Origin of the sequence: Brachybacterium massiliense, assembly GCF_900184245.1 — a bacterium.
In the GTDB taxonomy this organism is placed as follows: Bacteria; Actinomycetota; Actinomycetes; order Actinomycetales; family Dermabacteraceae; genus Brachybacterium; species Brachybacterium massiliense.
The window spans coordinates 293,021-315,613 of the sequence record NZ_FXXB01000008.1; the positions used below are offsets into that span (position 1 = coordinate 293,021).

At 72.6% G+C, this 22,593-nt stretch carries 20 protein-coding genes, 1 pseudogene and 1 riboswitch; of the genes and pseudogenes, 4 read left to right on the forward strand and 17 right to left on the reverse strand.

The features are described from left to right. Window positions 1-155: 155 nt before the first annotated feature. Together BN4251_RS11300 and BN4251_RS11305 are read left to right on the forward strand one after the other, a co-directional pair. Entirely contained in the window at window positions 156-983 is an 828-nt protein-coding gene (locus tag BN4251_RS11300) for a glycerophosphodiester phosphodiesterase family protein (protein WP_245810314.1), read from the forward strand. A 142-nt stretch (window positions 984-1,125) separates the two neighbouring features. Continuing rightward, window positions 1,126-1,476 carry an RNA polymerase-binding protein RbpA gene (locus tag BN4251_RS11305; RefSeq protein ID WP_087485203.1) on the forward strand — a complete coding sequence of 117 codons (351 nt, stop codon included), beginning with the start codon at window positions 1,126-1,128 and terminating at the stop codon, window positions 1,474-1,476. 114 nt (window positions 1,477-1,590) lie between these two features. Here the strand turns inward: BN4251_RS11305 and BN4251_RS11310 are convergent, their stop codons facing one another. From BN4251_RS11310 to BN4251_RS11350, 9 genes are all read right to left on the reverse strand, one after another. Continuing rightward, on the reverse strand, window positions 1,591-2,169 hold the full coding sequence (locus tag BN4251_RS11310) for an FxsA family protein (RefSeq protein ID WP_087485204.1): 579 nt from the start codon (window positions 2,167-2,169) through the stop codon (window positions 1,591-1,593). A gap of 37 nt (window positions 2,170-2,206) precedes the next feature. Next, window positions 2,207-2,962: a polyprenol monophosphomannose synthase gene (locus tag BN4251_RS11315; RefSeq protein WP_087485205.1), complete on the reverse strand. Its 756-nt coding sequence runs from the start codon at window positions 2,960-2,962 to the stop codon at window positions 2,207-2,209. Window positions 2,963-2,964: 2 nt separating this feature from the next. After that, window positions 2,965-4,605 carry an apolipoprotein N-acyltransferase gene (lnt, locus tag BN4251_RS11320; protein ID WP_087485206.1) on the reverse strand — a complete coding sequence of 547 codons (1,641 nt, stop codon included), beginning with the start codon at window positions 4,603-4,605 and terminating at the stop codon, window positions 2,965-2,967. Next, window positions 4,602-5,372, reverse strand: coding sequence for a hypothetical protein (locus tag BN4251_RS11325; RefSeq protein ID WP_087485207.1), 771 nt, complete (start codon window positions 5,370-5,372; stop codon window positions 4,602-4,604). The genes lnt and BN4251_RS11325 overlap by 4 nt, the downstream gene beginning before the upstream one ends. 40 nt (window positions 5,373-5,412) lie before the next feature. Continuing rightward, a complete protein-coding gene (locus BN4251_RS11330) occupies window positions 5,413-8,346 on the reverse strand; it encodes a DEAD/DEAH box helicase (RefSeq protein WP_087485208.1) in 2,934 nt (977 codons plus the stop codon). Beyond that, window positions 8,343-9,308, reverse strand: coding sequence for a diacylglycerol/lipid kinase family protein (locus BN4251_RS11335; RefSeq protein WP_087485209.1), 966 nt, complete (start codon window positions 9,306-9,308; stop codon window positions 8,343-8,345). Before BN4251_RS11335 ends, BN4251_RS11330 begins: the two co-directional genes overlap by 4 nt. Beyond that, the gene (tatC, locus tag BN4251_RS11340) at window positions 9,305-10,213 is read right to left on the reverse strand and encodes a twin-arginine translocase subunit TatC (RefSeq protein WP_245810315.1); all 909 of its coding nucleotides are present in this window, start codon (window positions 10,211-10,213) and stop codon (window positions 9,305-9,307) included. The genes BN4251_RS11335 and tatC overlap by 4 nt, the downstream gene beginning before the upstream one ends. An 83-nt stretch (window positions 10,214-10,296) precedes the next feature. Next, window positions 10,297-10,629: a Sec-independent protein translocase subunit TatA gene (gene tatA / locus BN4251_RS11345; protein WP_087485210.1), complete on the reverse strand. Its 333-nt coding sequence runs from the start codon at window positions 10,627-10,629 to the stop codon at window positions 10,297-10,299. A 132-nt stretch (window positions 10,630-10,761) separates the two neighbouring features. Next, window positions 10,762-12,765: a WYL domain-containing transcriptional regulator gene (locus tag BN4251_RS11350; RefSeq protein WP_245810316.1), complete on the reverse strand. Its 2,004-nt coding sequence runs from the start codon at window positions 12,763-12,765 to the stop codon at window positions 10,762-10,764. A gap of 67 nt (window positions 12,766-12,832) precedes the next feature. On the opposite strand from BN4251_RS11350, the gene BN4251_RS11355 reads away from it, so the two are divergent. Then, entirely contained in the window at window positions 12,833-13,948 is a 1,116-nt protein-coding gene (locus tag BN4251_RS11355; protein ID WP_087485212.1) for a DUF3866 family protein, read from the forward strand. A 102-nt stretch (window positions 13,949-14,050) separates the two neighbouring features. On the opposite strand, the gene BN4251_RS11360 is transcribed toward BN4251_RS11355, so the two are convergent. The 8 genes from BN4251_RS11360 to BN4251_RS11395 form a co-directional block, all read right to left on the reverse strand. Further along, window positions 14,051-14,518, reverse strand: coding sequence for a PH domain-containing protein (locus BN4251_RS11360; RefSeq protein WP_087485213.1), 468 nt, complete (start codon window positions 14,516-14,518; stop codon window positions 14,051-14,053). A gap of 8 nt (window positions 14,519-14,526) precedes the next feature. After that, window positions 14,527-15,384, reverse strand: coding sequence for an ATP phosphoribosyltransferase (gene hisG / locus BN4251_RS11365; protein WP_087485214.1), 858 nt, complete (start codon window positions 15,382-15,384; stop codon window positions 14,527-14,529). 90 nt (window positions 15,385-15,474) lie between these two features. Continuing rightward, window positions 15,475-15,738 carry a phosphoribosyl-ATP diphosphatase gene (locus tag BN4251_RS11370; protein WP_087485215.1) on the reverse strand — a complete coding sequence of 88 codons (264 nt, stop codon included), beginning with the start codon at window positions 15,736-15,738 and terminating at the stop codon, window positions 15,475-15,477. Window positions 15,739-15,799: 61 nt separating this feature from the next. After that, window positions 15,800-16,507, reverse strand: a complete 708-nt coding sequence (gene pnuC, locus BN4251_RS11375) for a nicotinamide riboside transporter PnuC (protein WP_087485216.1) — start codon at window positions 16,505-16,507, stop codon at window positions 15,800-15,802. A 92-nt stretch (window positions 16,508-16,599) separates the two neighbouring features. Continuing rightward, a riboswitch (FMN riboswitch) is annotated at window positions 16,600-16,717 on the reverse strand. A 108-nt stretch (window positions 16,718-16,825) separates the two neighbouring features. Beyond that, a complete protein-coding gene (gene rpe, locus BN4251_RS11380; protein ID WP_087485217.1) occupies window positions 16,826-17,512 on the reverse strand; it encodes a ribulose-phosphate 3-epimerase in 687 nt (228 codons plus the stop codon). Further along, a complete protein-coding gene (locus tag BN4251_RS11385) occupies window positions 17,509-19,164 on the reverse strand; it encodes an RsmB/NOP family class I SAM-dependent RNA methyltransferase (RefSeq protein WP_087485218.1) in 1,656 nt (551 codons plus the stop codon). The genes rpe and BN4251_RS11385 overlap by 4 nt, the downstream gene beginning before the upstream one ends. Continuing rightward, a complete protein-coding gene (gene fmt, locus BN4251_RS11390; RefSeq protein WP_087485219.1) occupies window positions 19,161-20,096 on the reverse strand; it encodes a methionyl-tRNA formyltransferase in 936 nt (311 codons plus the stop codon). Before fmt ends, BN4251_RS11385 begins: the two co-directional genes overlap by 4 nt. A gap of 39 nt (window positions 20,097-20,135) precedes the next feature. Next, the gene (locus BN4251_RS11395) at window positions 20,136-22,268 is read right to left on the reverse strand and encodes a primosomal protein N' family DNA-binding protein (protein WP_245810317.1); all 2,133 of its coding nucleotides are present in this window, start codon (window positions 22,266-22,268) and stop codon (window positions 20,136-20,138) included. On the opposite strand from BN4251_RS11395, the pseudogene BN4251_RS11400 reads away from it, so the two are divergent. Further along, window positions 22,248-22,526: pseudogene (locus BN4251_RS11400) on the forward strand (FKBP-type peptidyl-prolyl cis-trans isomerase); the annotation flags it as partial. The gene BN4251_RS11395 and the pseudogene BN4251_RS11400 overlap by 21 nt on opposite strands. Window positions 22,527-22,593: the final 67 nt, after the last annotated feature.

Sequence of the window (22,593 nt, forward strand, 5' to 3'; positions counted from 1 at the left end):
CGTCGGGCGCCCCGCCGCAGAAGACCAGGCGGCAGACCGCACCGACACCGCAGCGGGGCCCGTCCCGTCCCGCCGCACCCGAGACCACCGTCCCCGCCGTGCGGTCCGCGCCCGGCGCCGAGGACAGGACGAGGAGGAAGAGGATGCCCTCATCGATGAACGCTCCCGGTGACCGCTCCGCCGCGCCGGGATCACGGTTCCTGCCCGGCCCCCGGCCGCGCCGGATCGCTCACCGGGGCCTCGCGCTCGACGGCGCGGAGAACACCATGCGCGCCTTCGAGGACGCTCTCGCCGCCGGCGCGGACATGCTCGAGACCGACACCCGGGCCACCAGGGACGGCCTGGCCCTCGCCTTCCACGACGAGGACCTGCTGCGCGTGGCCGACGATCCGCGGCGCCTCGACGAGCTCAGCGCCCAGCAGGCCGGCGCGATCCGCCTGGCCTGCGACGAGCCCCTCGCGATGCTCGAGGACGTGCTGGGCACCTTCACCGATGTCCCCATCAACGTGGACGTCAAGGACGCCTCCGCGATCGGACCCGCGGTCGCGGCGATCGCCCGCACCCGCAGCGCGGACCGGATCTGCATCGCCGGCTTCGACGGCGAGGTGGTCCGCAAGACCCTCGCCACGCTGCACGCCGCGACGGGCGTGATCGCGGTGCGCAGCCCTTCCCGGGGCGCCATCGGGCGATTCCTCGCCGCGCGCGCGGTCGAGGCGCCCACGCCCGTGATCCGTCGGATCCTCGCCCCCTACGGCGCGCTCCAGGTCCCGCCCACCTACCGGGGCGTCCCGGTGGTGACCGAGGCGAACATCGCCGCCGCCCACCGCGTGGGCTGCGAGGTGCACGTGTGGACCGTCGACGACGTCCCGACCATGCAGGATCTGCTGGTCAAGGGCGTGGATGGTATCATCACCAATCGGGTCGATCTGCTCTCCGAGATGCTCGACGGCGCCACGGCCGCACCGGGCGGCGCGGGCGCCTGAGCAGCCCGGGAGCGGCCGGCTCTCCCGGACCGGGAACAGAACCGGGCCCGATCGCGTTGGCACCTGCAGGTGCCACCACCCCACAGACCTCACCGGATGTCACCCCGTCCGGCCCCTATCCCCGGCAGGAAGCGAGAACCGCATGAACAGCCGCAGCCTCCGAGGCACCCGACTGGGCTCCCTCTCCATGGAGACCGACGAGGGCGTCCTCGCCGCACCGCGTCAGGAGGCGGTCTACGACTGCCCCAACAACCACACCATCGTGCTGCCCTTCTCGGTCGAGGCCGATGTGCCGGCCGTCTGGGAGTGCCGCTGCGGCGCCTCCGCCCTGCTGCGCGACCATGAGCGCCCCGAGGAGAAGCCCGGCAAGCCCGTGCGCACCCACTGGGACATGCTGCTGGAGCGCCGCAGCGAGGAGGACCTCCAGGTGCTCCTGGATCAGCGTCTCGAGCTGCTCCGCGCCGGCAAGCTGCACCAGCGCCGCAACCTCTGAGCAGCGCCCGCGAGACGCCACGCGACAGCGCCCCCGTCCCGCCTTCTCGGCGGTGCGGGGGCGCTGTCGCGTCGAGCGTCGTGTGATGCAGGGCCGTCGCTCAGCCCGGCGTGCTCAGTCCTGGGTCAGCGTGGGTGGCGTGCCGCCGCTGCTCTTCGAAGGATCGGCGGGGCTGCTGTCGAGGATGATCTCTCCGTCGATCACACCGGTGCCCGAGCGGCGGTAGAGCACGCGCCGCGCGCCCTCGGATCCGCTGCCGAGGCCCATCGCCTTCACCGAGCGGCGCTGGACGGGGGTGAGCAGCAGGACCAGCCCGATCAGATCGGTGAGCACGCCCGGGAAGAAGAAGAACAGCGCCGACAGCAGCGTGAACGCCGGGCGCGAGAGATGCTTCTCGACGTCGCCGCTGCCGCGCACGGCGCGCACCAGCGACCGCAGCCGCACGAAGGACTGCTGGCCGGCGGCGACCAGGAGGGCGATGCCCACCACCCAGCCGATCGCGATGATCAGCACCGGCCACCACAGGCTGGTGTTGATCCCGATCAGCACCAGGATCGTCAGCTCGACGAGGCCCAGCAGGATGATCGCAACGGGGATCAGCGCACCGCGCCGGGAGGCGGGGCGAGCATCCGCCGGAGCGCCGGCGGAAGGACGCGCGGAGGCACCGGAGCTGCTGCTCTGCTGTGCGGCCATGGACGGCTCCCTTCCTGCGGCGACGAACCCGTTCAGCCTAACGCAGGGCCTTGCGAAGCAGCTGGGCGCGACGTGACACTCCCCAGAGAGTCACCTTCACCAGCGCCTCCCGCACGATCCGGGACGACATCTTGCTCGCGCCCTCGGTGCGCTCGTCGAAGTCGATCGGTACCTCCGTGATCACCGCTCCCAGATCCCTGGCGCGGCGGGTCATGTCCACCTGGAAGCAGTAGCCCTGGGAGGCGATGTCCTCGGCGACCAGGCGCTCGAGCAGCTCGGCACGGAACACCCGGAAGCCGGCGGTCGCGTCGGAGACACCGAGCCCCATCAGCAGCCGCACGTACAGGTTCGCGCCGCGCGAGAGCAGCAGCCGATGCACGGGCCAGTCGTGGACGGCGCCGCCGGGGATCCAGCGGGAACCGATGGCGAGGTCCGCACCGCGTCGCACCGCCTCGAGCAGGCCGGGCAGCTGCTCGGGCCGGTGGGAGGCGTCCGCGTCCATCTCCCCCAGCAGCCGGTAGCCGCGCTCGAGGCCCCAGGCGAAGCCCGCCAGGTAGGCCGGGCCCAGGCCCTGCTTCCCGGCCCGGTGCAGCACGTGAACGGCCGGATCCTGCGCGGCGATCGACTCGGCCCACTTTCCGGTGCCGTCCGGCGAGGAGTCATCGACCACCAGCACGTGGGCCTCGGGCACCGCGGCGCGCAGGCGGGACAGGGTGCCCGGCAGTGCGTCGCGCTCGTCATAGGTGGGGATGACGATGAGGGTGGACGGGAGCGGCTGGTTCGAGGGCTGCATGGTCACCTCTTCCGGGGGCGTCGGGCGGGGCGGGCGGAGAGGGCCCGACGCGGTCCGGTCAGTGCCAGCACCAGCCCCACCAGGCCGAGGGCGGAGATCGCCACGGAGATCCACGGCCCGGCCGCGACCGCGGGGGTGATCGCGGTGCGCAGCGGCACGTCCGCCACCAGCGCGCCCTCCTCCCAGTGGCCGACGAAGTCGATCTGGCGCCCCTCGGGGCTGAAGATCGCCGAATGCCCGACGGTGGAGATGTGCACGACGCTGCGGCCGGAGAGCACCGCCATCACCTTGGCCTGGGCGAGCTGCTGGATCGCCTCGTGGGAGTCGCCGAACAGCGCGTTGTTGGACTGGACCACGATCACCTCGGCGCCCTCGTCCACCACGTCCTGGACCAGGTTCTCGTAGGCGATCTCGAAGCAGATCAGGATCCCCACCCGGCCCTGTCCCTGCTCGAGCCCGGCCAGGTCCATCACCCCGATCTCCTCACCGGGGATCATGTCCAGCGAGACCAGGTCCACCTTGTCGGTGACCAGCCGGAACACGTCCCTCATCGGGATGAACTCCCCGAAGGGCACGGGGTGGCGCTTGGAGTACTGGTACGGCGTCGTCTCCTCGGGGGTGAACAGCACCGACTGGTTCAGCCGCTCGCTCTCCCCCACCCGGGTCTGGGTGCCGATGAGGATGGGTGCGTCGGCGTCCTGGGCCGCGGAGGTCAGCTGCGAGGCCAATCGCGGGTCCGTGCGCGGGTCCCAGCCGGTGGAGTCCTCCGGCCACACGATCAGGTCCAGCTCGGTGCCCTTCTCGGTCGCCGTGTCGACCGTGCTGCGGGTGACGGCCAGGTGGTTGTCGAAGACGTCCTCGGGCATGGTGAAGGAGATCGGGTCGATCTCGTCCATCGAGCCCTGGATCGCGGCGATGGCCATGGTGGGGCGATCGCTCGGTGCCCGGTTCTGCGGGTACGGGACCACGACGGTGGCCAGCACCGCCGCGACGGCGATCGCGCAGGGCCAGACCCCGGAGAACCCGATCAGACCGCGTCGACGCCGGCCCAGCAGGGACAGCGCCCCGAACAGCAGCAGCTGGCCCAGCAGCGCGACCACGAGCGAGAGCCCGGCCATCCCGATCCAGGGGGCGAGGTTCAGCAGCGGCGCATCCGCCAGGGCAAAGGCGCTCGCGCCCCAGGACAGGCCTCCCCAGGGGGCGGAGCTGCGCAGGGTCTCCACGCCCACCCAGAGCGCGGCGACGAAGACGGCGGTGCTGATGCACAGCCCGCGGCGCACCATCACGGTGCGCGCCAGCAGGCCGAACAGCACGATGTAGAGCGCCTCGAAGATCCCCAGCGCGAGCCAGGGCATCGCGCCGGCATAGGTGTTCGCCCACTCGGTCAGCGGCACGAAGAACGCCACCCCCCACAGCAGGGAGACCAGCGCGGCGAGCCGACCCGAGCGCACCAGCAGCCCTGCCCCCAGCAGGGCGATGGACACCGGCAGCAGCATCCACAGGTCGTAGGGCGGGAACGCCAGCAGCGCGCAGAACCCGCCGGAGGCTCCGCACAGCAGCGCGATCGGCCAGGGTGTGGTGTCGAACTCGTCGCGGTGACGGCGGCCGCGCGCGGTCGAGGCGGCGCGAGCGGTCGCGGTCATGCGCCGTCCTGTGCCAGGCGGTCGTGGACGATCCGGCCCTCGACGACGGTGCGCAGCGCACGCGGGGTGCCCTGGTCCAGGTCGGGCAGCAGCGGTGTGCGCGAGCGCGGGTCCGTGGACCACAGCTCGACGCCCTCGGTGCGGGAGCGGACGGTGAGGTCCCAGGGCTCCCAGAGCACGAACGTGGCGGGGATCCCGGTCTGGAGCGTTCCCGGATGGCGGTGCCCGGCCACGCGCTGACCGCCGCGCGAGGCGGCGAGGAAGGCGGCGCGGTCGCTGATCCGCTGCGGTGCGGGGCTGGTGCGGGCCGCGGCCCGCACCCAGTCCCAGGGGTCGGCCGCGGAGGGCGCTCCGGCGGAGCCGAAGGCGAGCGGTGTGCCCTCGGCGAGGAGGTCGAGGTAGGCGGCGCTCTCCGTGACGGGCGCGATGATCCGCACCCCGTCCCGGGTGCCGGTGGGGCCGGGCAGGCGCAGCACGATCCCCCGCGACGCCGCCTCGACGTCGGCCGAGGGGTTGGGATCGGTGCCGTCGGCAGTCGCCGCGGCGTCCACGAACCCGGGCGTGGCCAGGCAGCCGGTGGCGTCGACCTGGACGGCATCGCCGTGGAGCAGGCGCCCGGTGTCCTCGGGCCCGGTCCAGGCGATCAGCCCGTCGGCCACCAGCATCGCCGAGGCCTCGGGGTCCTTGGCGCTGTACAGCACGATGCCCGTGTAGAGGGTGGGCGGGGCGACCTGCCCCGGGGCATCGGACGGAGGGAGAGCATTCATCGACACGGCACCAGCCTCTCGCGTCCTCCTGGGAGAAAGCTCATCGATCGATCTCCTGGGCCACCAGTCCCCGTCGCACGGCCCGGATCGCCTCGCGGGCGACGGCGCCGAGCTGCTCGTCGGCGGTGAGCTGATCGAGCAGGTCGATCACCTGTCGGCAGTGGCGCACGAAGTCTCCGGGCGGCAGATCGTTGCCCTCGAGCGCGGCCGCGAGATGCATCCCCTGCGCCCAGCGGTGCACGATCGCTGCGATCGCCGGGTCCGGTGCGCTGGTGGGCGTGATCCGGTGACGCGTCTCGGCCGCCTGGAGCCGTGCGGCGACACGGCTGGAGGCCTCGAGCGCGGTGATCACGGCGGGCTCGGGGATCAGCTCGGGCGCGCGGTCGTCCCGTCGGGTCTCGTGGACGCAGGCGGAGACCACCGCGGCGAGACCGGCCGGGGTGAGGTCGCTCCAGGCGCCGTGCTCGAGGCATTCGGCGATCAGCAGGTCGCGATCGCTGAACAGGCGCCGCAGGCGCAGACCGCTCGCGGTGGGGCGCAGCTCCTCCGTCTCGGGGTCCTCGCCCGGGGCCGGGTCGATGCGCTCGAGGTAGCCGAGCTCGAGCAGCAGGTCGGTGAGGTGCTCGAACTGGCGGGCGAGCGAGCTGGTGCGTCCGCGGATGCGTCGGTGGACGCCCTCGAGCTCCGACTGGGCCTTGCGCCAGCGTCCCACCCAGCGCAGATGAGACTCGAGGTCCGGGCAGTCGGCGCAGGGGTGCGCCCTCAGCTGCTCGCGCAGCGCGATCAGCTGCTCATCGGTCGCGGCGGTGGAGGGGGTGCGTCCGGCGCGGCGGCGCACCTCGCGGCGGGCGTCGTCGTCCTGCCCGGACAGCCGCTCGCGCAGGGCCGCGGCGGTGTCCTTGCGCACCTTGCCGCTGCCGAGGGCGTCCTGCCGAGGCAGCCGCATCGTGTCGATCACGGCAGGCGGTGAGGGGACGTCCCCGGGGCGGAGGCTGCGTCGCCTGCCCTCGGTGTCCAGCAGATCGATCTGGGGCCCGCCGAGCACGGCCCGGTCCACCTCCAGCACCACCGCGTAGCCGCGGCGCTTGCCGCCGGGCAGGGCGATCACCTCTCCGCGGCGAAGATCGCCGAGCACGCTGCGGGTGCGGTCACGATCCGCGGAGGCCCGGGCTCGGGCGAGGGTCTTCTCCCGCTCGGTGATCTGCTGCTGGATCTGCGCGTACTCGAGCAGGTCGCCCTGCTCGCAGGTGACCGCGTCGCGGTAGGAGGCGGCGGTGTCCTCGACCTCGCGGGCGCGGCGGGCGAGGCCCACCACCGAACGGTCCGCCTGGAACTGCGCGAAACTGGTCTCGAGGGTCTCGCGGGCGCGGGCCAGGTCGAAGCGGTCCAGCAGGTTCACGGCCATGTTCGGGGTGGGGCGGAAGGCCGAGCGCAGCGGATAGGTGCGCTTGGAGGCGAGGGCGGCCACGGCCGGTGCGTCGAAACGGGGACCGCCCACCACGACCGCATGCCCCTCGGTGTCGATGCCGCGGCGCCCTGCACGGCCGGTGAGCTGGGTGAACTCCCCCGGCGTGAGATCCGCGTGCTCGACCCCGTTGAACTTCACCAGCTTCTCGAGCACCACGGTGCGGGCAGGCATGTTGATGCCCAGCGCGAGGGTCTCGGTCGCGAAGACCACCTTCAGCAGTCCGCGTGCGAAGAGCCGCTCGACCACGGACTTCAGCAGCGGCAGCATCCCGGCGTGGTGCGCGCAGTAGCCGTCCAGCACGGCCCGCCGGAACGCGGGCAGGCCCAGCACTTCCTCGTCCTCGACCCCGATGCCGGCCAGCTCCTCGTCGAGCACGGCGCGGATCTCGCGCCGCGCGGCGTCATCGGTCAGGCGCAGCCGGGCGCGGGCGCACTGCTGGACCGCGCCCTCGCAACCCGCCCGGGAGAAGATGAACATGATCGCGGGCAGCAGAGCGGCGTCGTCGAGCAGCTCCACCACCTCGGGCCGACGTACGGGCCGCAGCGCACCGCCAGCGCCCCGGCCGCCGTGGTGGCGGGCGAGACCGGGCTCGTCATGCCCTCCCCCGCGTCCCTTGCGCTTGTGCGGGGGCCTGTGCTGGCCGGAGCCGCGGGGGCGGTGGCGGCCGCTGGTGCCCCGTCGGCCGCGGTAGCCCTTGCCGCGCGGCCCGCCCGAGCGCTCGTCCACCGGGAGCGAGAAGGAGGTGATCCGCTCGATCGCGGGGTTCACGAGCCGGTCGCCGCGGGCGCCAGGACCGTGGGAGACCACCGCCTCGCCCTCGGCGTCGACGAACAGGTCCAGCAGCTCGTCCCCGACGATCACGTGCTGCCACAGCGGCACCGGACGAGTCTCGGAGACGATGATCTCCGTGCTCCCGCGCACCTCCTGCAGCCAGGCGCCGAACTCCTCCGCGTTGGAGACGGTCGCGGACAGCGAGACCAGCTGCACCGAGCGGTCCAGGTGGATGATCACCTCTTCCCACACCGGCCCGCGCAGTCGATCCGCGAGGTAGTGGACCTCGTCCATCACCACGAAGCCGAGCCCCTGGAGGAGGTCGGAGTCCGCATACAGCATGTTGCGCAGCACCTCGGTGGTCATCACGACCACCTCGGCGTCGGGCCGGATCGAGGTGTCCCCGGTCAGCAGGCCCACCTTCTCGGGGCCCAGCCAGTCCACCAGCTCACCGAACTTCTGATTAGACAGCGCCTTGATCGGGGCGGTGTAGAAGACCTTGTGGCCGCGCGAGAGCGCGAGGTGGACGGCGAACTCCCCCACCACGGTCTTGCCGGCCCCGGTGGGGGCGGCGACCAGCACGGAGCTGCCGCGTTCGAGGGCGCGGCCTCCCTCGAGCTGGAAGTCGTCGAGCTCGAAGGGGTAGCGGTCGGTGAAGGCGGTCAGCTCTGCAGAGGACTGCTCCTGCCGCTGCTCGGTGCGGAAGCGGGCATAGCGATCGGCGGGTGAGGTCACTGCGCTCCTCGGTCGGGGTGCCCGCCGCCGGTCCCGGAAGGAAGGTCCGCCAGCAGGCGGACAGCGCCGGGGAGCACCCGGGCGGTCAGGGGCAGCTCGGTGCGGGGCTCCCCATCAGCGTAGGCGCGCACCGAGCGTCCGTGCCGCAGGCCCACCCTGATCTCGCGCACGGGACGGATGTCCACGGCGTCGAGCGAGGTGTGGGTGCCCTTGTAGACACGGGGGAAGACGCGCAGAAGCTGGGCGCGGCCGATGCCGGAGACGGTGACCAGCTCGAGCATCCCGTCGTCGATGCGGGCCTCGGGCGCGATCCTCATCCCGCCGCCGAAGATGCCTGAGCTGCACAGGGTCAGGATCGTGGCGTCCACCTCGATCCGCTCACCGCCGTCGATCTCGAGCCAGAACGGCAACGGGGCGAAGGAGCGCAGCTCGCGCATCGTCGCGGCGGTATACCGGATCGTGTGCCCGGCGCTGGAGCCGTTGGCGCGGGCGTTGACCAGCGCGTCGAAACCGAGGTTGACGTTGCCGAGCGCGAGCGAGCGGTGCGGCAGCGCATGCTCCCCCGTCGCGAGGATCTCGATCGCATCGATCGTGACCACGGGCCGCGAGAGCGCGTGCAACAGGGCACGGGTGGACTGCTCGGGGTCGTTGACGGTCAGCCCCAGGGCGCGGGCGAAGTCATTGCCGCTGCCGGCGGGGACGATGCCGAGCCGCACCGGGGAGCCGGCCACGATCTCCGCGCCGAGCGAGACGGTGCCGTCTCCGCCCACCACCACGAGCGCGGTGAGCGAGTCGCGGATCTCCTGGGCCCGGGCGCGGGCGACATGGGCGGAGGGCCCGGAGAGGTCCACCACCGAGATGCCCGCCAGGCGCAGCAGGTGGCCCACCTGCCGCCCCACCCGATGCGCGGTGCCCTGGGCCGCGGTCGGGTTCGAGAGCAGGCCCACGCGGAGCCTGCTCACCGCCGGTCCTCGTCGGCGTCGTCCAGGCTGGACGGGCCGTCGATCTTCTCCACCTCGTCGTCGATGCTGCTGGCCTCGTCATCGGCGAGGTCGTCGTCGCCGCTGCGGGCCTGGCGCCTGTCATGGATCAGAGCGATGACGATCGCGCCGAAGAAGAGGCTCGCGATCGCGGCCGACATCGCGATCAGGGTGACCGGCTCCGGGGTGGGCACCATCACCGCGGTGAAGGCGAAGCTGAGGAACACGATCCAGCGCCATGCCTTGAGCATCGCCCTGCCACTGACCAGTCCCATGAAGTTCAGCAGCACCATCACCACCGGGATCACGAAGGCGATGCCGAAGGCGAGCATCGTTTTGATCAGCAGTGCGAGGTACTGGTCGTAGGGGATGATCTGGGAGGTGGACCCCTCCGTCGGGGTGAAGCTCATCAGCACCGGGACCAGCTGGTTCACGGCCCAGTAGCCGGCGATGCAGCCGAGGAAGAACAGCGGGATCGCGCTGCCGAAGAAGCCGATCGCGTACTTGCGCTCGTTCTTGTGCAGCCCCGGCATCACGAACAGCCAGATCTGCGCGATGATCATCGGCGAGGACAGGATCAGCCCGATGTACGCGGCCATCTGGAGCTTGACGTTCAGCCCCTGACCCACACCCTGGAAGTTGATCAGCGCCTGGAGGTCGCTGTCCTCGCCCGCGGCCTCGATCGGCGCCTTCACCGCGTCGAAGACCCACGGGAACAGGAACCAGCCGAGAATCGAGAGCAGCAGCACGGAGATCGCACAGATCATCAGCCGGTTGCGCAGCTCGACGAGATGCTCCCCGAGCGCCATCCGGCCCTCGGGGTCCTTCTTCGGCTTCTTCACGGGCCGGGTCCGAGCCTCGTCCCGCCCCTGTGTATCACTCGCCACGGATCTGCTTCCTCCCAGCGCTCCGGGTCCGGACAGTCGCCTGCCCGGACCCGCTGTCGACGACGCGTTCTGCGTCGAGATGCTCAGTCGCGACGGTAGGAGTCGTCGTCCTCGCGGGCGCGGACCGGCTCGCGGTCGCGGTCGGCGTCATCGCGGGGGTCGTACTCGCGGTCGTCGCGGGCACGGCGGTCGTCGGCGCGGTCATCGCGCTGACGCGAGGAGCGTGCGGGACGGTCATCGTCCTCGTCCTCGTCGGAGCCCTTCTCGTCGCCGCGGAGCTCCTCGACCTCGCTCTTGAAGATGCGCATCGACTTGCCCATGTTGCGGGCCAGGCCCGGGAGCTTGTTGGCCCCGAACAGGAGGATCACGAGCACGATCAGCAGCACGATCGCCCAGGGGTTGCGGAAGAAGTTCATGGAAGTCCCTTTCAACAGCGCCACGAGACAGCGCGGGCGCACCTATCATCCCACAGCGGACTGGGCGCCGGACGGGTCACCACGATGGTGACTCGGCCCACCGCACGGCGGGTCGTCCCAGGGTAGCGGCTCTCAGCGGGTGTGACGTGCCACCGCGTCGCGCGCCACGGTCACGATCGTGTCTCTGAGAGCATGCGGGGCGAGCACCTGGGCGGCGCCCGCGGATTCGAGCACCGCGTCCACCAGTGGTGCCAGCAGCGGAGAGTCCAGGCGCGCGTAGGTGGTGTCGTCCTCGCCGTCACGCAGCGAGGCCGCCCCGAAGGACTCGGCGATCCAGTGTCCGGCCGGGCCCAGCCGCAGCCAGACCTCGCCGTCGACCCTCCCGGCGAGGACGGCTCCTGCGTCGCCGTCGGCGCGGCTCATCTCCGTGCCCTCCGCCGGCAGCTCGACGATGCGGTCCAGGCGGAACACGCGCTGGGCACCGGCCAGCTCGCAGTCCGCCACCAGGTAGGAGCGCGCCCCGTCGGTCTCGATCCGCAGCGGGCGGATCCGGCGCACGCTCGTGCCGGGCCGGTCGGCGGAGGAGTACCGGATGGTCAGTCGGGAGGCGTCGGTGCCATCCCCGGTATGGAGGGGTGCGTGGAGGGCGGAGTGGACGGCGGCGAGCACCGCCTCGGCACGATCCGCCGTGCGGGCAGCCATCTCGTCGGTGGAGATCGCCTCGGCGATCTCGGCGCGGGTGGGCACCGGCGCCTGGCCCTCGGCCGTCCCGTGCATACCGGCCAGGAGCTTCTCGCGCGACGAGGCGACGATCTTCTCGGTCTCGCCCGCGACGGGCTCGAGCGCGGCCAGTCCCGCCAGCAGGGCGGTGATCTCCACGGCGCTGAGGGTGAGGGCGCGGCGCAGCGGTTCGGCGTTGCGCACCCGCACCGTGCCGTGCTCCCACTCCGCCTCGATCAGGTCCTCCCAGCCCGCGCCCATGTCGCCGCAGACGAAGAGCACCTCGAGATCGGTGACCAGCTGCTTCTCGCTGATGTCCAGGGCCTCGGCGAGCTCGGCCAGATCGGCCTCGCCGCGGCTCATCACGTAGGAGGCGGCGGAGATCATCCGGGAGAGGTGATCGCCGCTCTGCGGGGTCAGCCGGATACGGGGCACGGGACGGTCCGCGGCGCGCTCGAGCTCCGTGAGGTCCGCCTCCCCCTCATGCAGGCCGGCGATGGTCTCGAGGACCTGCTCGAGCTCCTCGCGCCAGGCGGCCGGCTCGAGCAGCTCGACCCAGCGCACATCCGCGAGCAGCAGGCGGCGCGCGGCAGGTCGCGGCAGGCTCGGCAGGGTGAGCTGCTCGGCCTCGAGCGAGGCGCCGGCGCGATCGCGCAGGGACAGCGCCTTGAAGGGGGCCGCTCGCAGTGTCGCCGCGGCCCGGTCGTCGCTGTCGAGCATGCGCCCGAGCACGTCGGAGAGCTCGGTGTCCTCGGGGCGTGCCTGCTGGGCGGCGGACCCTTCGGCGGGGAAGGACTCGATGCGGGAGGCGCGGAAGAGGCGGGGCGCGGAGCGGTCGCGGTCCCAGCCGTAGACGTACCAGTGCCCGTCATGGACGCCCACCACCCAGGGCTCGACCCGGCGCTCGGCGGGTGCGCCGTGGGTGCCGCGATAGGTGAAGCGCACCGAGCGGCCCGCCACCACGGCGTCCAGCAGCGGGGAGAGCACCGGCAGCGACTCGATCGCGCCGCGCGGGGTGCGGCGCAGCAGGTCCGGATCCGCGTCGTGGCCGAGACTCAGCAGCTTCGAACGCACCCGTCGGGCCGCTCCCCCGGCGGCCGCGGCATCCCAGGCGCGGCTCGCCGCGAGCAGCACCGTGTACTCCTCCGTCGAGAGGTCCAGCACCGCGCCGCTGGTCGCCGTGTCGATCCGGTAGTAGACGGTGTTCTCGTCGATCACGTCCCGCTCGGTCGACAGCGGCAGCCCGAGCTCGAGGATCGCCGCCTTGTCGCGCTCGAACATGCGCTCCGCGGCCTGCTCGGACACGGCGCTCGCATAGTCGGGGATGACGGAGAAGAGCTTGGCGCGGTCGATCCGGCGCCGGGAGCCGATCGTCATGATGACGTTGAGGAGTCTCTCCACATTCTTCGAAGCCACATGGCCAGAGTAACGGGCAGGGCTGCCCGAATGGGCCCTTCCGCGCCCGCGGCCCTAGGCTGGACCCATGCTGCGATGGGAACGGGGAACCGTGCGGGAGGCGCTGAGCTCCTGGCGCGGGGTGGATCGGCTGGAGATCGAGCTCGAGGACGGCGCGGGCACGGTCTCCGCGCTCTCCTACCGGGAGCTGACCGGCCGCCCGGAGCCCGGGGAGCGGGTGCTGCTGAACACCAACGCTCTGCGCCGTGAGCTGGGCACCGGCGGGGACGCGATGGTGGTCGCACGCCTGGATGCGCTGCCTGAGGCGCAGGAGATCGCCGGGCACATGGTCAAGGCGCGCTACACGCCGATGCAGACCATGGTCGATGCGATCGATGACCCGGCCGGGGAGCACTACGAGACGATCCGCGAGGCCAAGGGGATCGACGGGATGCCGGTGGTGGTCGCCGATCTGCATTCCGCGCTGCCGGCGATCATCGCGGGCATCCGCCGGCAGCGCCGCGGAGCGCGGATCGCCTATGTGCACACCGACGCCGCCTCGCTCCCGGCCGCCTACTCGCGCAGCGCCGCACGCCTGCGGGAGGCGGACCTGCTCGCCGCCGTGATCAGCTCCGGGCAGTCCTTCGGCGGGGACCTCGAGGCGGTGACCGTGCACTCCGCACTGCTCGGCGCCAAGCACGTGGTGGGCGCCGACGTCGCGATCGTGATCCAGGGGCCGGGCAATCTCGGCACCGGCACCGGCTGGGGCTTCTCCGGGGTGCAGGCGGCGGAGGCGATCCATGCCGCCTCCGTGCTGGGCGGCCGTCCCGTCGCGACCCTGCGGGTCTCGGGGGCCGACGAGCGCTCGCGCCATCGCGGGCTCTCGCACCACTCCTCGACCACCTACGGGCGGGCGCTGCTGTCACCGGTGCATCTGCCCGTCCTCCCCCGCAACGACAGTCGTTACAACGCTTTTCATGAGTCAGTGAGGAAACAGGTCAAGTCGACGATCCTCAAGCCGGCGAAGAAGCGCGGCGTGCTGCACCATCTCATCGAGGTGGACGCGAAGGGCCTGCGGGACGCGCTCGAGGAGATGCCGGTGCGGATGACCACGATGGGACGCACTCTCGCCGAGGATCCCGCAGCGTTCCAGTACGCGGCGCTCGCGGGGCGCTGCGCCGCGACGCTCACGCAGCAGTCCTGAGCTCGGCCCCGCCGCAGCGGACCCGGCCACAGCAGTCCCAGCCACAGCAGTTCTGGGTACAGCAGTCCTGGCCGCAAGCAGTTCCGGGCGCAGCGGTCCCGCTCAGGGCCCGTCGGCCGCCTCGCCGCGCTCGCGCACGAGATCCCGCAGCAGATGGGCCGCGGCGATCGCGCGGTCCCCGTCATAGCGCTGCAGGGCCTGGAGCGGCAGGGTGGAGCCGTCGGCCAGATCCAGGTGCGCCCACGGGTCACCCATCGGGAAGCTGATCCCGATCACCTCGGCCCACTCCAGGGTGCGGCTGCGCATCAGGTTGCGCACCACGAGCTCGTGCGGGCGGGCCATCACGGAGACCGAGGCCTGCAGGTGGCAGAAGACCACCACGAGCACCCCGACGCCGAGCAGCGCGATCCGACCGCCCAGCTGGAAGCTGGTGATCATCACGGCGCCGGCGATCATGCCGGCCATCACCACCGCGCCGCTGAAGTACGCCGCGGCCCGGACCGCGCGGGGGCGCAGCACGATCGTGGCGGGCTCCTCCCCGGGCCGGTGCTGCGCCGCGGGGGTGCTCATCGCCATCCTCAGATGCGGCAGGCCTGGATCGCGGTCACCAGGATCGCGCGGGCTCCGGCGTCGTAGAGCTCGTCCATCATGCGGTGGGCGCTGCGGGTGTCAACCATCGCGCGCACCGCCGACCACTCCCCGCCGTGCAGCGGGGAGACCGTCGGCGACTGCAGACCGGGGGTGATCTCCACGGCGCGCTCGAGCAGCGCGGTGGGGATGTCGTAGTCGAGCATCACGTACTCGCGGGCCACCAGCACGCCACGGATGCGGCGCGCGAGCACCTCGAGGCTGTGGGCGTCCTCGTCGTCGAGCTCGAGCCCGGGACGGGAGAACAGCACGGCCTGGCTGGTCATGATCGCCTCGCCGAAGGGCTCGAGGCCCGCCTGGCGCAGGGTCGTGCCGGTCTCGACGACGTCCGCGATCACGTCGGCGACGCCGAGCCGGATCGAGGACTCCACCGCGCCGTCCAGGTGCACCACCTCGGCGGAGATGCCGCGCTGTCCGAGGTAGTCCTCGACCAGGTTCTCGTAGCTGGTGGCGATGCGGGAGCCCTGCAGCTCGGAGACCTCCGAGCGGGTGCCGGCAGGGGCGGCGAAGCGGAAGGTGGAGCGGGCGAAACCGAGCGGGAGGATCTCATCGGCCGGGGTGCGGGAGTCCAGCAGCATGTCCTGGCCGGTGATGCCCACGTCCACGGTGCCGGAACCGACGTACACCGCGATGTCGCGCGGGCGCAGATGGAACAGCTCCACCCCGTTGTCCTCGTCGACCACGACGAGCTCCTTGGCGGTGCCGCGGCGGCGGTACCCGGCCTCCTGGAGCAGGTCGGCGGCGGGATCGGACAGGGCGCCCTTGTTGGGCACGGCGATGCGGAGCACGGATCCTCCTCGGCCGACGGCACGGCCACGAGATAGGTGGACAGGGGTGGACAGCGAGTGAGCCGGTGGGGCGGCGCGGGACCGCCGGGGTCAGAGCTGGCGGTAGACGTCCTCGAGCGAGATGCCCTTGGCGATCATCATGACCTGCAGGTGGTAGAGCAGCTGGCTGATCTCCATCGCCGCCTCGTCATTCGTCTCGTACTCGCAGGCCATCCACACCTCGGCGGCCTCCTCGACGATCTTCTTGCCGATCTGATGCACCCCGGCATCGAGTTCGCGGACGGTGCCCGACCCCTCGGGTCGGGTGCGGGCCTTCTCGCTGAGCTCGGCGTACAGCGCCTCGAAATCCTTCACCCTCCCAGGGTACGCGTCCCGGCAGGTGGTCCGTCGCCGCGACCACCTGCCGGGAGGAGTCTCACTCGCGGCGCACCGTGGGGTCGAGGTGGGCCGTCTCCACCGTGACCCTCGAGTCCTCGGCATCGCGGCGTCTGCGCACGCCCCACCACACGAAGAAGCCCACCAGGGTGAACACGCCGTAGAACAGGTACATGAAGGCGCTCGCGTAATAGCCGGCGCTCAGCAGCAGCGGCACGCCGACGATGTCGACGGCCACCCAGATCAGCCAGAACTCGACCCATCCCTTGGCCATCCCGAAGGTGGCCAGCAGGCTGCCCATGAAGATCCAGGCATCCGCCCAGACGGGCTCGTAGGAGCCCAGCGCACGGAACAGCGGGGTCAGAGCCGCGGTGCCGCCGACGAGGACGACCACCAGCAGGGCGCGGGTGCCCCATGAGGCCCACTGCGGCTCCACCGCCGTGCCCGCGTCGTTCTTGGCCTGCCGCCAGCGCACCCAGCCGTAGATGCTGGTGGCGATGAACATGACCTGCCGGCCCGCCTGGCCCAGCAGGTCCACGTTGCCGGCGCCGCCGAACACCGAGCCCATGAAGACCGTGAACAGCAGCAGGTTGCCGGCGATGCCCACCGGCCAGGCCCATACCTTGCGGCGCATGCCGCCCAGGGCGCTGAGCAGTCCGAAGACATTGCCCAGCACCTCTCGGAGAAGAAGGAACTGTCCGCCCGCGAAATCGATTCGCGCGTCGAAGAGCCACTGCAGGAGATCCATCTCGGTCCTTTCACCCTCGGATGCAGTGGCTCCGGGGAAAAAGGGATCCGGCAGGGCGACGGGGTGCGCAGGAGGCGCCCCGGGACCTGCAGGACGTGCGCCTCTCATCCAGGCTGTACTGTCGGTGCCGGAATCTCACCGGCTCCACCGCCGAAGCGGGTCGCGGACTATCACCGCCGGCTCGGACTTTCACCGACCCCGGAGCACGTCACTGGTCGTGACCAGCCCATCTTAGACCGACGGCCCCGCCGACGGGTGTGGGGGTGAACACCTGTGACGGGGCCGTGACGGTCGCAGCTGCGGGCTGCGGGGCGAGGGTCAGTGCGCGGCGTGGCGTGCGGCGAGCTCACGCAGCGCGGCGATCTCCTCGGCCGCGTCCTGGGCGCGGTAGATCGCCGAGCCGGCCACGAACACGTTCGCCCCGGCCTCGGCGCAGCGTTCGATGGTCTCGCGGCTGACCCCGCCGTCGACCTGGATCGAGACCTCGAGGTTGGATTCGCTGATCGCCTTCCGGGCGCGGCGGATCTTCGGGAGCATCGTCTCGAGGAAGCTCTGGCCGCCGAATCCGGGCTCGACCGTCATCAGCAGCAGCATGTCGAACTCGCCGATGATGTCCAGCAGCGGCTCGACCGCGGTGGCCGGGCGCAGCGCGACGCCGGCCTGGACGTTCTTGCGGCGCAGATCGCGGGCGAGCTTCACCGGGGCGCGGGCGGCCTCGAGGTGGAAGGTGACCGAGGAAGCGCCGGCCTCGGCGTAGGCGGGAGCCTGCGTGTCGGCGTCGTCGATCATCAGGTGGGCGTCGATCGGGATGCTGCTGCGCCGGGCGATCTGCTCGACCATGGACGCGCCGAAGGTCAGGTTCGGCACGAAGTGGTTGTCCATCACGTCGACGTGGACGCTGTCGGCGGTGGAGATCTTGTCCAGCTCGGTCCCGATCGCCATGAAGTCGGCGTTGAGGATGCTGGGATGGATGTACTGGCCGTCGGTCGAGTACGGGGTGTTCATGCCGTCCGGGGTCCTTCCTGGGTGGGGGCGCTCTGCGTCCGCTTGCGCAGCAGGCTGATGTACATGGCGTCGGTGCCGTGGAGGTGGGGCCACAGCTGGACCGCGGGGCCCTCCCCCAGCTCGATGTCCTTCTGGCGAGAGGGCAGCACTCCGGCGCGCACTGCGTCACGGGCGTCGAGCTGTTCGATGTCCTCGCGCTTCTTCAGCACGTCGGCGACGATCAGGCGGGTCTCGGCCAGATGCGGGGAGCAGGTCACATAGGCGACCACGCCCCCGGGCGCGGCGGCGTCGAGGGCGGAAGCGAGCAGATCGCGCTGGATGCCGCCGAGCTGGCCGACGTCCGCGGGCGTGCGCCGCCAGCGGGCCTCGGGGCGGCGGCGCAGCGCGCCCAGGCCGGAGCAGGGCACATCGGCGAGCACGCGGGAGAAGCGTCCGGGCATCTCGGCGCCGATCGTGGTGCCGTCGGCGGTGCGGGTGGTGATCTCGCAGCCGGCGTCCTGCAGCGTGGCCACGGCCCGGTCCACGAGCTCGGTGCGGTGCTCCTGGAGCTCGACGGCGAGCAGCTCGGCATCGTGGGTGATGCTCAGCCCGCCCAGCAGGGCCGTCTTGCCGCCCGGGCCCGCGCACAGGTCCAGCCAGTGCGCGTCATCGGCCTGGACCAGATCGTCCGCGCCGAGGGCGAGGGCGAGGGCGGCGAGCTGGCTGCCCTCGTCCTGCACGGCGACCCGGCCCTCCTTGACGGGGTCCATGCCGCCGGGATCACCCGAGGGCCAGGAGGCGGCGAAGATGCTCAGCCGGCCCTGGCTCGCGCCGTGGTCGATCAGCTCGTCGACGTCCGTGAGACCGGGGCGCATCACGAGCGAGACGGCCGGGGCCTCATTCTGGGCGGCCAGCAGCGCGTCGATCTCCTCGCGGGAACGGCCGTTGCCGGCGAGAGCGTCGGACAGGGCGCGCACCACCCAGCGGGGATGGGAGTGGACCACGGCGAGGTGGCCCACGAGATCCTTCTCGCGGTCGGGGGCGACCTGCGCGATCCACTGCTGGAGGTCCTGCTGGCCCACCTTGCGCAGCACGGCGTTGACGAAGCTGGCCGCTCCCGCGCCCACCTCGGCGCGGGCCAGCGCCACGGTCTCCGAGGTCGCGGCGTGCGGGGCCACGGTCATGTCCAGCAGCTGGTAGGCGCCGAGCCGCAGCACGTCCAGCAGTGCGGGCTCGACCTCCTCGAGGGGGCGGTCCACGCACGCGGCGAGGATCGCATCGAGCCGGCCCTGGGCGCGCAGCGAGCCGTAGAACAACTCGGTGGTGAAGGCGGCGTCGCGGCCGGAGACGCGGTGGCTGCGCAGCAGGCGGGGCAGTACGAGGTTCGCGTAGGAGTCCTCCTCGCGCACCAGGCGCAGGCCCTCGAAGGCGACCTGCCGTGAGGGGGTCGAGCGCCGGGAGCGCTCCGAGGGGCGGGCGGCGGAGTAGCCGCGACGGGGGCCGCCCTGGCCGCGGGAGCCGGAGCGCTCATGGCCGCGGGAGTCCCGTCGGCGGTCGCCGCCGCGGCTGTGCTCGCGATCTCCGCTGCGGCTGCGGTCCCGGTTCCCGCCGCGGGAATCGTCCCGTCGGCCGTGGTCCTGGCCGCCTCGTCCTCCGCGTCGCTGCTCGTTCATGCGCGCTCTCCGTCCTGCAGGTCGCTGGTGAATCGGGTGTCCGCTGCAAGCCCGGCGCCCCGGGCCCAGTCCGCCGCGCGCATCGGCCGCTTCCCGGCCGGAGCGAGGGTCGACAGGGCGATCACGTCGGTGCCGGTGCCCACGAGCACCTGGCGCTTGGTGGCCTCGATCAGGCCGGGCGCGAGCGGGGCGTGCTCGGGAGCCCGCTCGACGCCGAGGAGCTTGGTGCGTGCGCCGTCCAGCAGCGTCCATGCACCGGGCTGAGGGCTCATGCCGCGGATGTGGGCGCTGACCTCCTCCGCGCTGCGGGTCCAGTCGATGCGCGCCTCGGCGGTGGTCAGCTTCGCGGCATGGGTCGCGGCGGCGTGGTCCTGCGCGGTGAGCTGTGCGGTGCCGGCCTCGAGGGCGTCGAGCGCCTGCAGCAGCACGGCGGCGCCCTCCGCGGCCATGCGCTCGAGCAGCTCGCCGGAGGTCTCGAACTCGCCGATCCGCACCGGAGCGGTCGTGATCACCTCACCGGTGTCCAGCCCCTTCTCGAGGCGGAACACGCTCATCCCGGTCTCGCTCGCGCCGGAGAGGACCGCGCGCTGGGCGGGAGCGGCGCCGCGCCACCGGGGAAGGAGCGAGAAGTGGAGGTTCACCCAGCCGTGGCGGGGGATCTCGAGGGCCGCCGGGGGCACCATGTTCCCGTAGGCGACCACGGGGGCGGCGTCAGGGGCCAGCTCCCGGAGCTGTGCGAGCACGTCCTCGTCGCGCAGGGTGGGCGCCGCCTCGAGGGCGAGCGCCTTGACGGGGGACGGCGTGAGCTTCCGGCCGCGCCCTGCGGGGGCGTCGGGCCGGGTCAGCACGCCGACCACCTCATGGGAGGACTCGAGCAGCGTGCGCAGGGACGGGAGGGCGGCCTCGGGGGTGCCGGCGAAGAGGAGACGCATGATGCCCCCGAGTCTACGGTGAGCGCGAAGGTCGCCTGCTCAGAACACGTCCGGCGGGTCCAGGCGCACCCGTAGCGCGCCGCGCGCCTTGCGGGCGCTGCGGGCGGCGACCCCGGCCCGCAGCGCGGCCGCGAGCTCGCGGGAGCGGGAGGGCTCGAGTCGCACCACGGCGCGGGCGCGACCGGCGGCGTCGGGGCCCTCGAGATCGACGGGGCCGAAGACGTCGGTCCCGTCCGGCAGCTCGACGGTCTCGAGGAAGGTGCGGCACGCCTCACGGTCGCCGGTGATCTCGGCGACCCGGGAGAAGGGCGGCAGGTCGAGCTCGTGGCGGTCCTCGAGCACCCGGTCGAGGAAGAAGGAGGAGCGGTGCGCGACGAGGTCCCGGATCGCGGGCAGCGTGGAGGTGCCCACCACGAGCACCTCTCCCCCGTCGTCGGCGCTGCGCACCAGGGAGATCGCGCCGCGCCAGCGGCGCACCGCCTCGACGTCGGCGTCGAAGGCCGCGCGGCCCAGCAGCGCATCGGCATCCAGCAGCAGGCACGCGGCGTACCGTCCGGCCGGGGCGGGCTCCGCGCCCGGGGTCGCGACGATGATCGCGCGGTCCGGGACGGCGTCGTCCTCGAGCGCGCCGTGGGCGCCGCCGGCGACCTTGAGCGCGGTGTCCGGGAAGGCGCGGTGGAGCTCCTCGGCGGTGCGGGTGGAGCCGATCACCATCGCCCGCACCTGGGTGCGATCGCATTCGGGGCAGCGGTAGGCGTCCTCCCGGCGACCGCAGACCCGGCAGTGCAGCGGGCCGTTGCGCCCCGCGAGCGACAGCGGAGCGGCGCAGTGCGGGCACTGGGCGCGGGTGCGGCAGAAGGTGCAGGCGATCGCGGGCACGTACCCGGAGCGGGGCACCTGCACCAGCACCGGTCCCCTCTCGAGGCCGCGGCGGATCACCCGCATCGCCTCCTGCGGGATCCGGGAGCGGCCCGAGGCGCCCTCGCGCTCGCGCAGGTACTCGTCCATCGCGACGATGTGAGGGCGCACTGAGGTCACCGGGGCGGGCACGGGCTCGAGGCGGGCGAGGTAGCCCAGATCCGACAGTGCCCGCAGCGTCACCGAGTCGCTCGCGGAAAGGAACAGCAGCGCGCAGCGCTCCTCGGCGGAGCGGCACTGCAGCACGGTGCGGGTGTGCGGGTAGGGGGCGCGGGGCTCCTCGAGCAGGTCATCCGCCTCGTCCCAGCAGATCGCGAGCGCGAGGTTCCGCACCGGGGCGAAGGCGGCGGAGCGGTTGCCGAGCACCACGCGGGTGGCGCCGCGCAGGATCCGGCGGAAGGTGCGGTACCGCTTCTCGGGCCCTTCGGTGCCGGCGAGGATCTCGTGCGCGATGCCGCGCTCGGTCAGCACCCGGCTGAGCCGGGCGACGTCCCGCTGGTCGGGGGCGATGACGAGGGCGCCCTGCGCGGGCTCGAGGTCGCCGATCGCGTCGGCCGCGACGGTGGTCCAGGTGTCCGCGGCATCGAGGGTGAGGGTCGCGCGGGGCACGGGCCCTTCCGGGCTCCCGGCGCGGGAGAGGAGCGCGGCCAGACCCGGGTAGCGGTCGCCGGGGCGCGGCGTGGGCGCGGCCTCGGCGGGGTCCTGCTCGGTCTCGGACGGCTCGCTCAAGGCGTCCGGCTCGGCTGCGACCCGCTCCGTGGAGTCCTGCTCTGCGGGGCCCTGCTCTGCGGGGCCCTCCGCGAGGCGGGCCTCCTCGCGCTCCTTCTCCTCGGCGGCGCGGTCCGCCTTCTCGGCGCGGGCATGGCGCGGGGGCAGGGCCAGGCGCAGCACGTCGCCGACGGTGCCGGCACAGCGTTCGGCGACCTCCTCGCACACGCGCATCATCGCGGGCGGGACCACCACGTCCTCGGAGACCAGGCGGTGCAGCGGGGCCAGGGCCCGGTCGGTGGTGGGTGCGTCGTGGCGCCCGAGCACGATGCCCTCGGTGTCCTTGCCGGAGAAGCGCACCCGCACCCGCATGCCGGGACCGGCGGCGGCGGTCGCCGGGGTGACCGCGTACTCGAAGGGGCGGTCCAGGTGGGGCAGCACGCCCACCAGGCGCACGCTCGCGACCGGCAGCTCGTCGGCCACCTCGAAGCCCGCGGTGGTGCGCAGGCCTCGCTCCCGGGCCGCGGCGACGTGGTCGACGTGCACTACGTGGGCGTCTCCCACTCCACCGGCGAGCAGTTCGACGCCTCCTGGGACCGCGGCGAGCCGCTGCGCTTCCAGCTCGGCGTGGGCCAGGTCATCTCCGGCTGGGACCAGGGCGTCCAGGGCATGAAGGTGGGCGGCCGGCGCCGCCTCGACATCCCCGCGCACCTGGGCTACGGCGACCACGGCGCCCCGCCCGTCATCGCACCGGGCGAGTCCCTCATCTTCGTCTGCGACTTGGTGGCGGTGCACAAGCGCTGAGCAGCACCGCCGAGGGAGCGGCGGGGGAGCACGCAGGAGGGCAGGAGTCCCTCTTCGCGGCCCCCGC

Bases quoted from the DNA above. Each gene is read 5' to 3' on its own strand.
- BN4251_RS11300 (WP_245810314.1), top strand. From the start codon at position 156: ATGAACGCTCCCGGTGACCGCTCCGCCGCGCCGGGATCACGGTTCCTG.
- BN4251_RS11305 (WP_087485203.1), top strand. From the start codon at position 1,126: ATGAACAGCCGCAGCCTCCGAGGCACCCGACTGGGCTCCCTCTCCATG.
- BN4251_RS11310 (WP_087485204.1), bottom strand. From the start codon at position 2,169: ATGGCCGCACAGCAGAGCAGCAGCTCCGGTGCCTCCGCGCGTCCTTCC.
- BN4251_RS11315 (WP_087485205.1), bottom strand. From the start codon at position 2,962: ATGCAGCCCTCGAACCAGCCGCTCCCGTCCACCCTCATCGTCATCCCC.
- lnt (WP_087485206.1), bottom strand. From the start codon at position 4,605: ATGACCGCGACCGCTCGCGCCGCCTCGACCGCGCGCGGCCGCCGTCAC.
- BN4251_RS11325 (WP_087485207.1), bottom strand. From the start codon at position 5,372: ATGAATGCTCTCCCTCCGTCCGATGCCCCGGGGCAGGTCGCCCCGCCC.
- tatA (WP_087485210.1), bottom strand. From the start codon at position 10,629: ATGAACTTCTTCCGCAACCCCTGGGCGATCGTGCTGCTGATCGTGCTC.
- BN4251_RS11355 (WP_087485212.1), top strand. From the start codon at position 12,833: ATGCTGCGATGGGAACGGGGAACCGTGCGGGAGGCGCTGAGCTCCTGG.
- BN4251_RS11360 (WP_087485213.1), bottom strand. From the start codon at position 14,518: ATGAGCACCCCCGCGGCGCAGCACCGGCCCGGGGAGGAGCCCGCCACG.
- pnuC (WP_087485216.1), bottom strand. From the start codon at position 16,507: ATGGATCTCCTGCAGTGGCTCTTCGACGCGCGAATCGATTTCGCGGGC.
- rpe (WP_087485217.1), bottom strand. From the start codon at position 17,512: ATGAACACCCCGTACTCGACCGACGGCCAGTACATCCATCCCAGCATC.
- BN4251_RS11385 (WP_087485218.1), bottom strand. From the start codon at position 19,164: ATGAACGAGCAGCGACGCGGAGGACGAGGCGGCCAGGACCACGGCCGA.
- fmt (WP_087485219.1), bottom strand. From the start codon at position 20,096: ATGCGTCTCCTCTTCGCCGGCACCCCCGAGGCCGCCCTCCCGTCCCTG.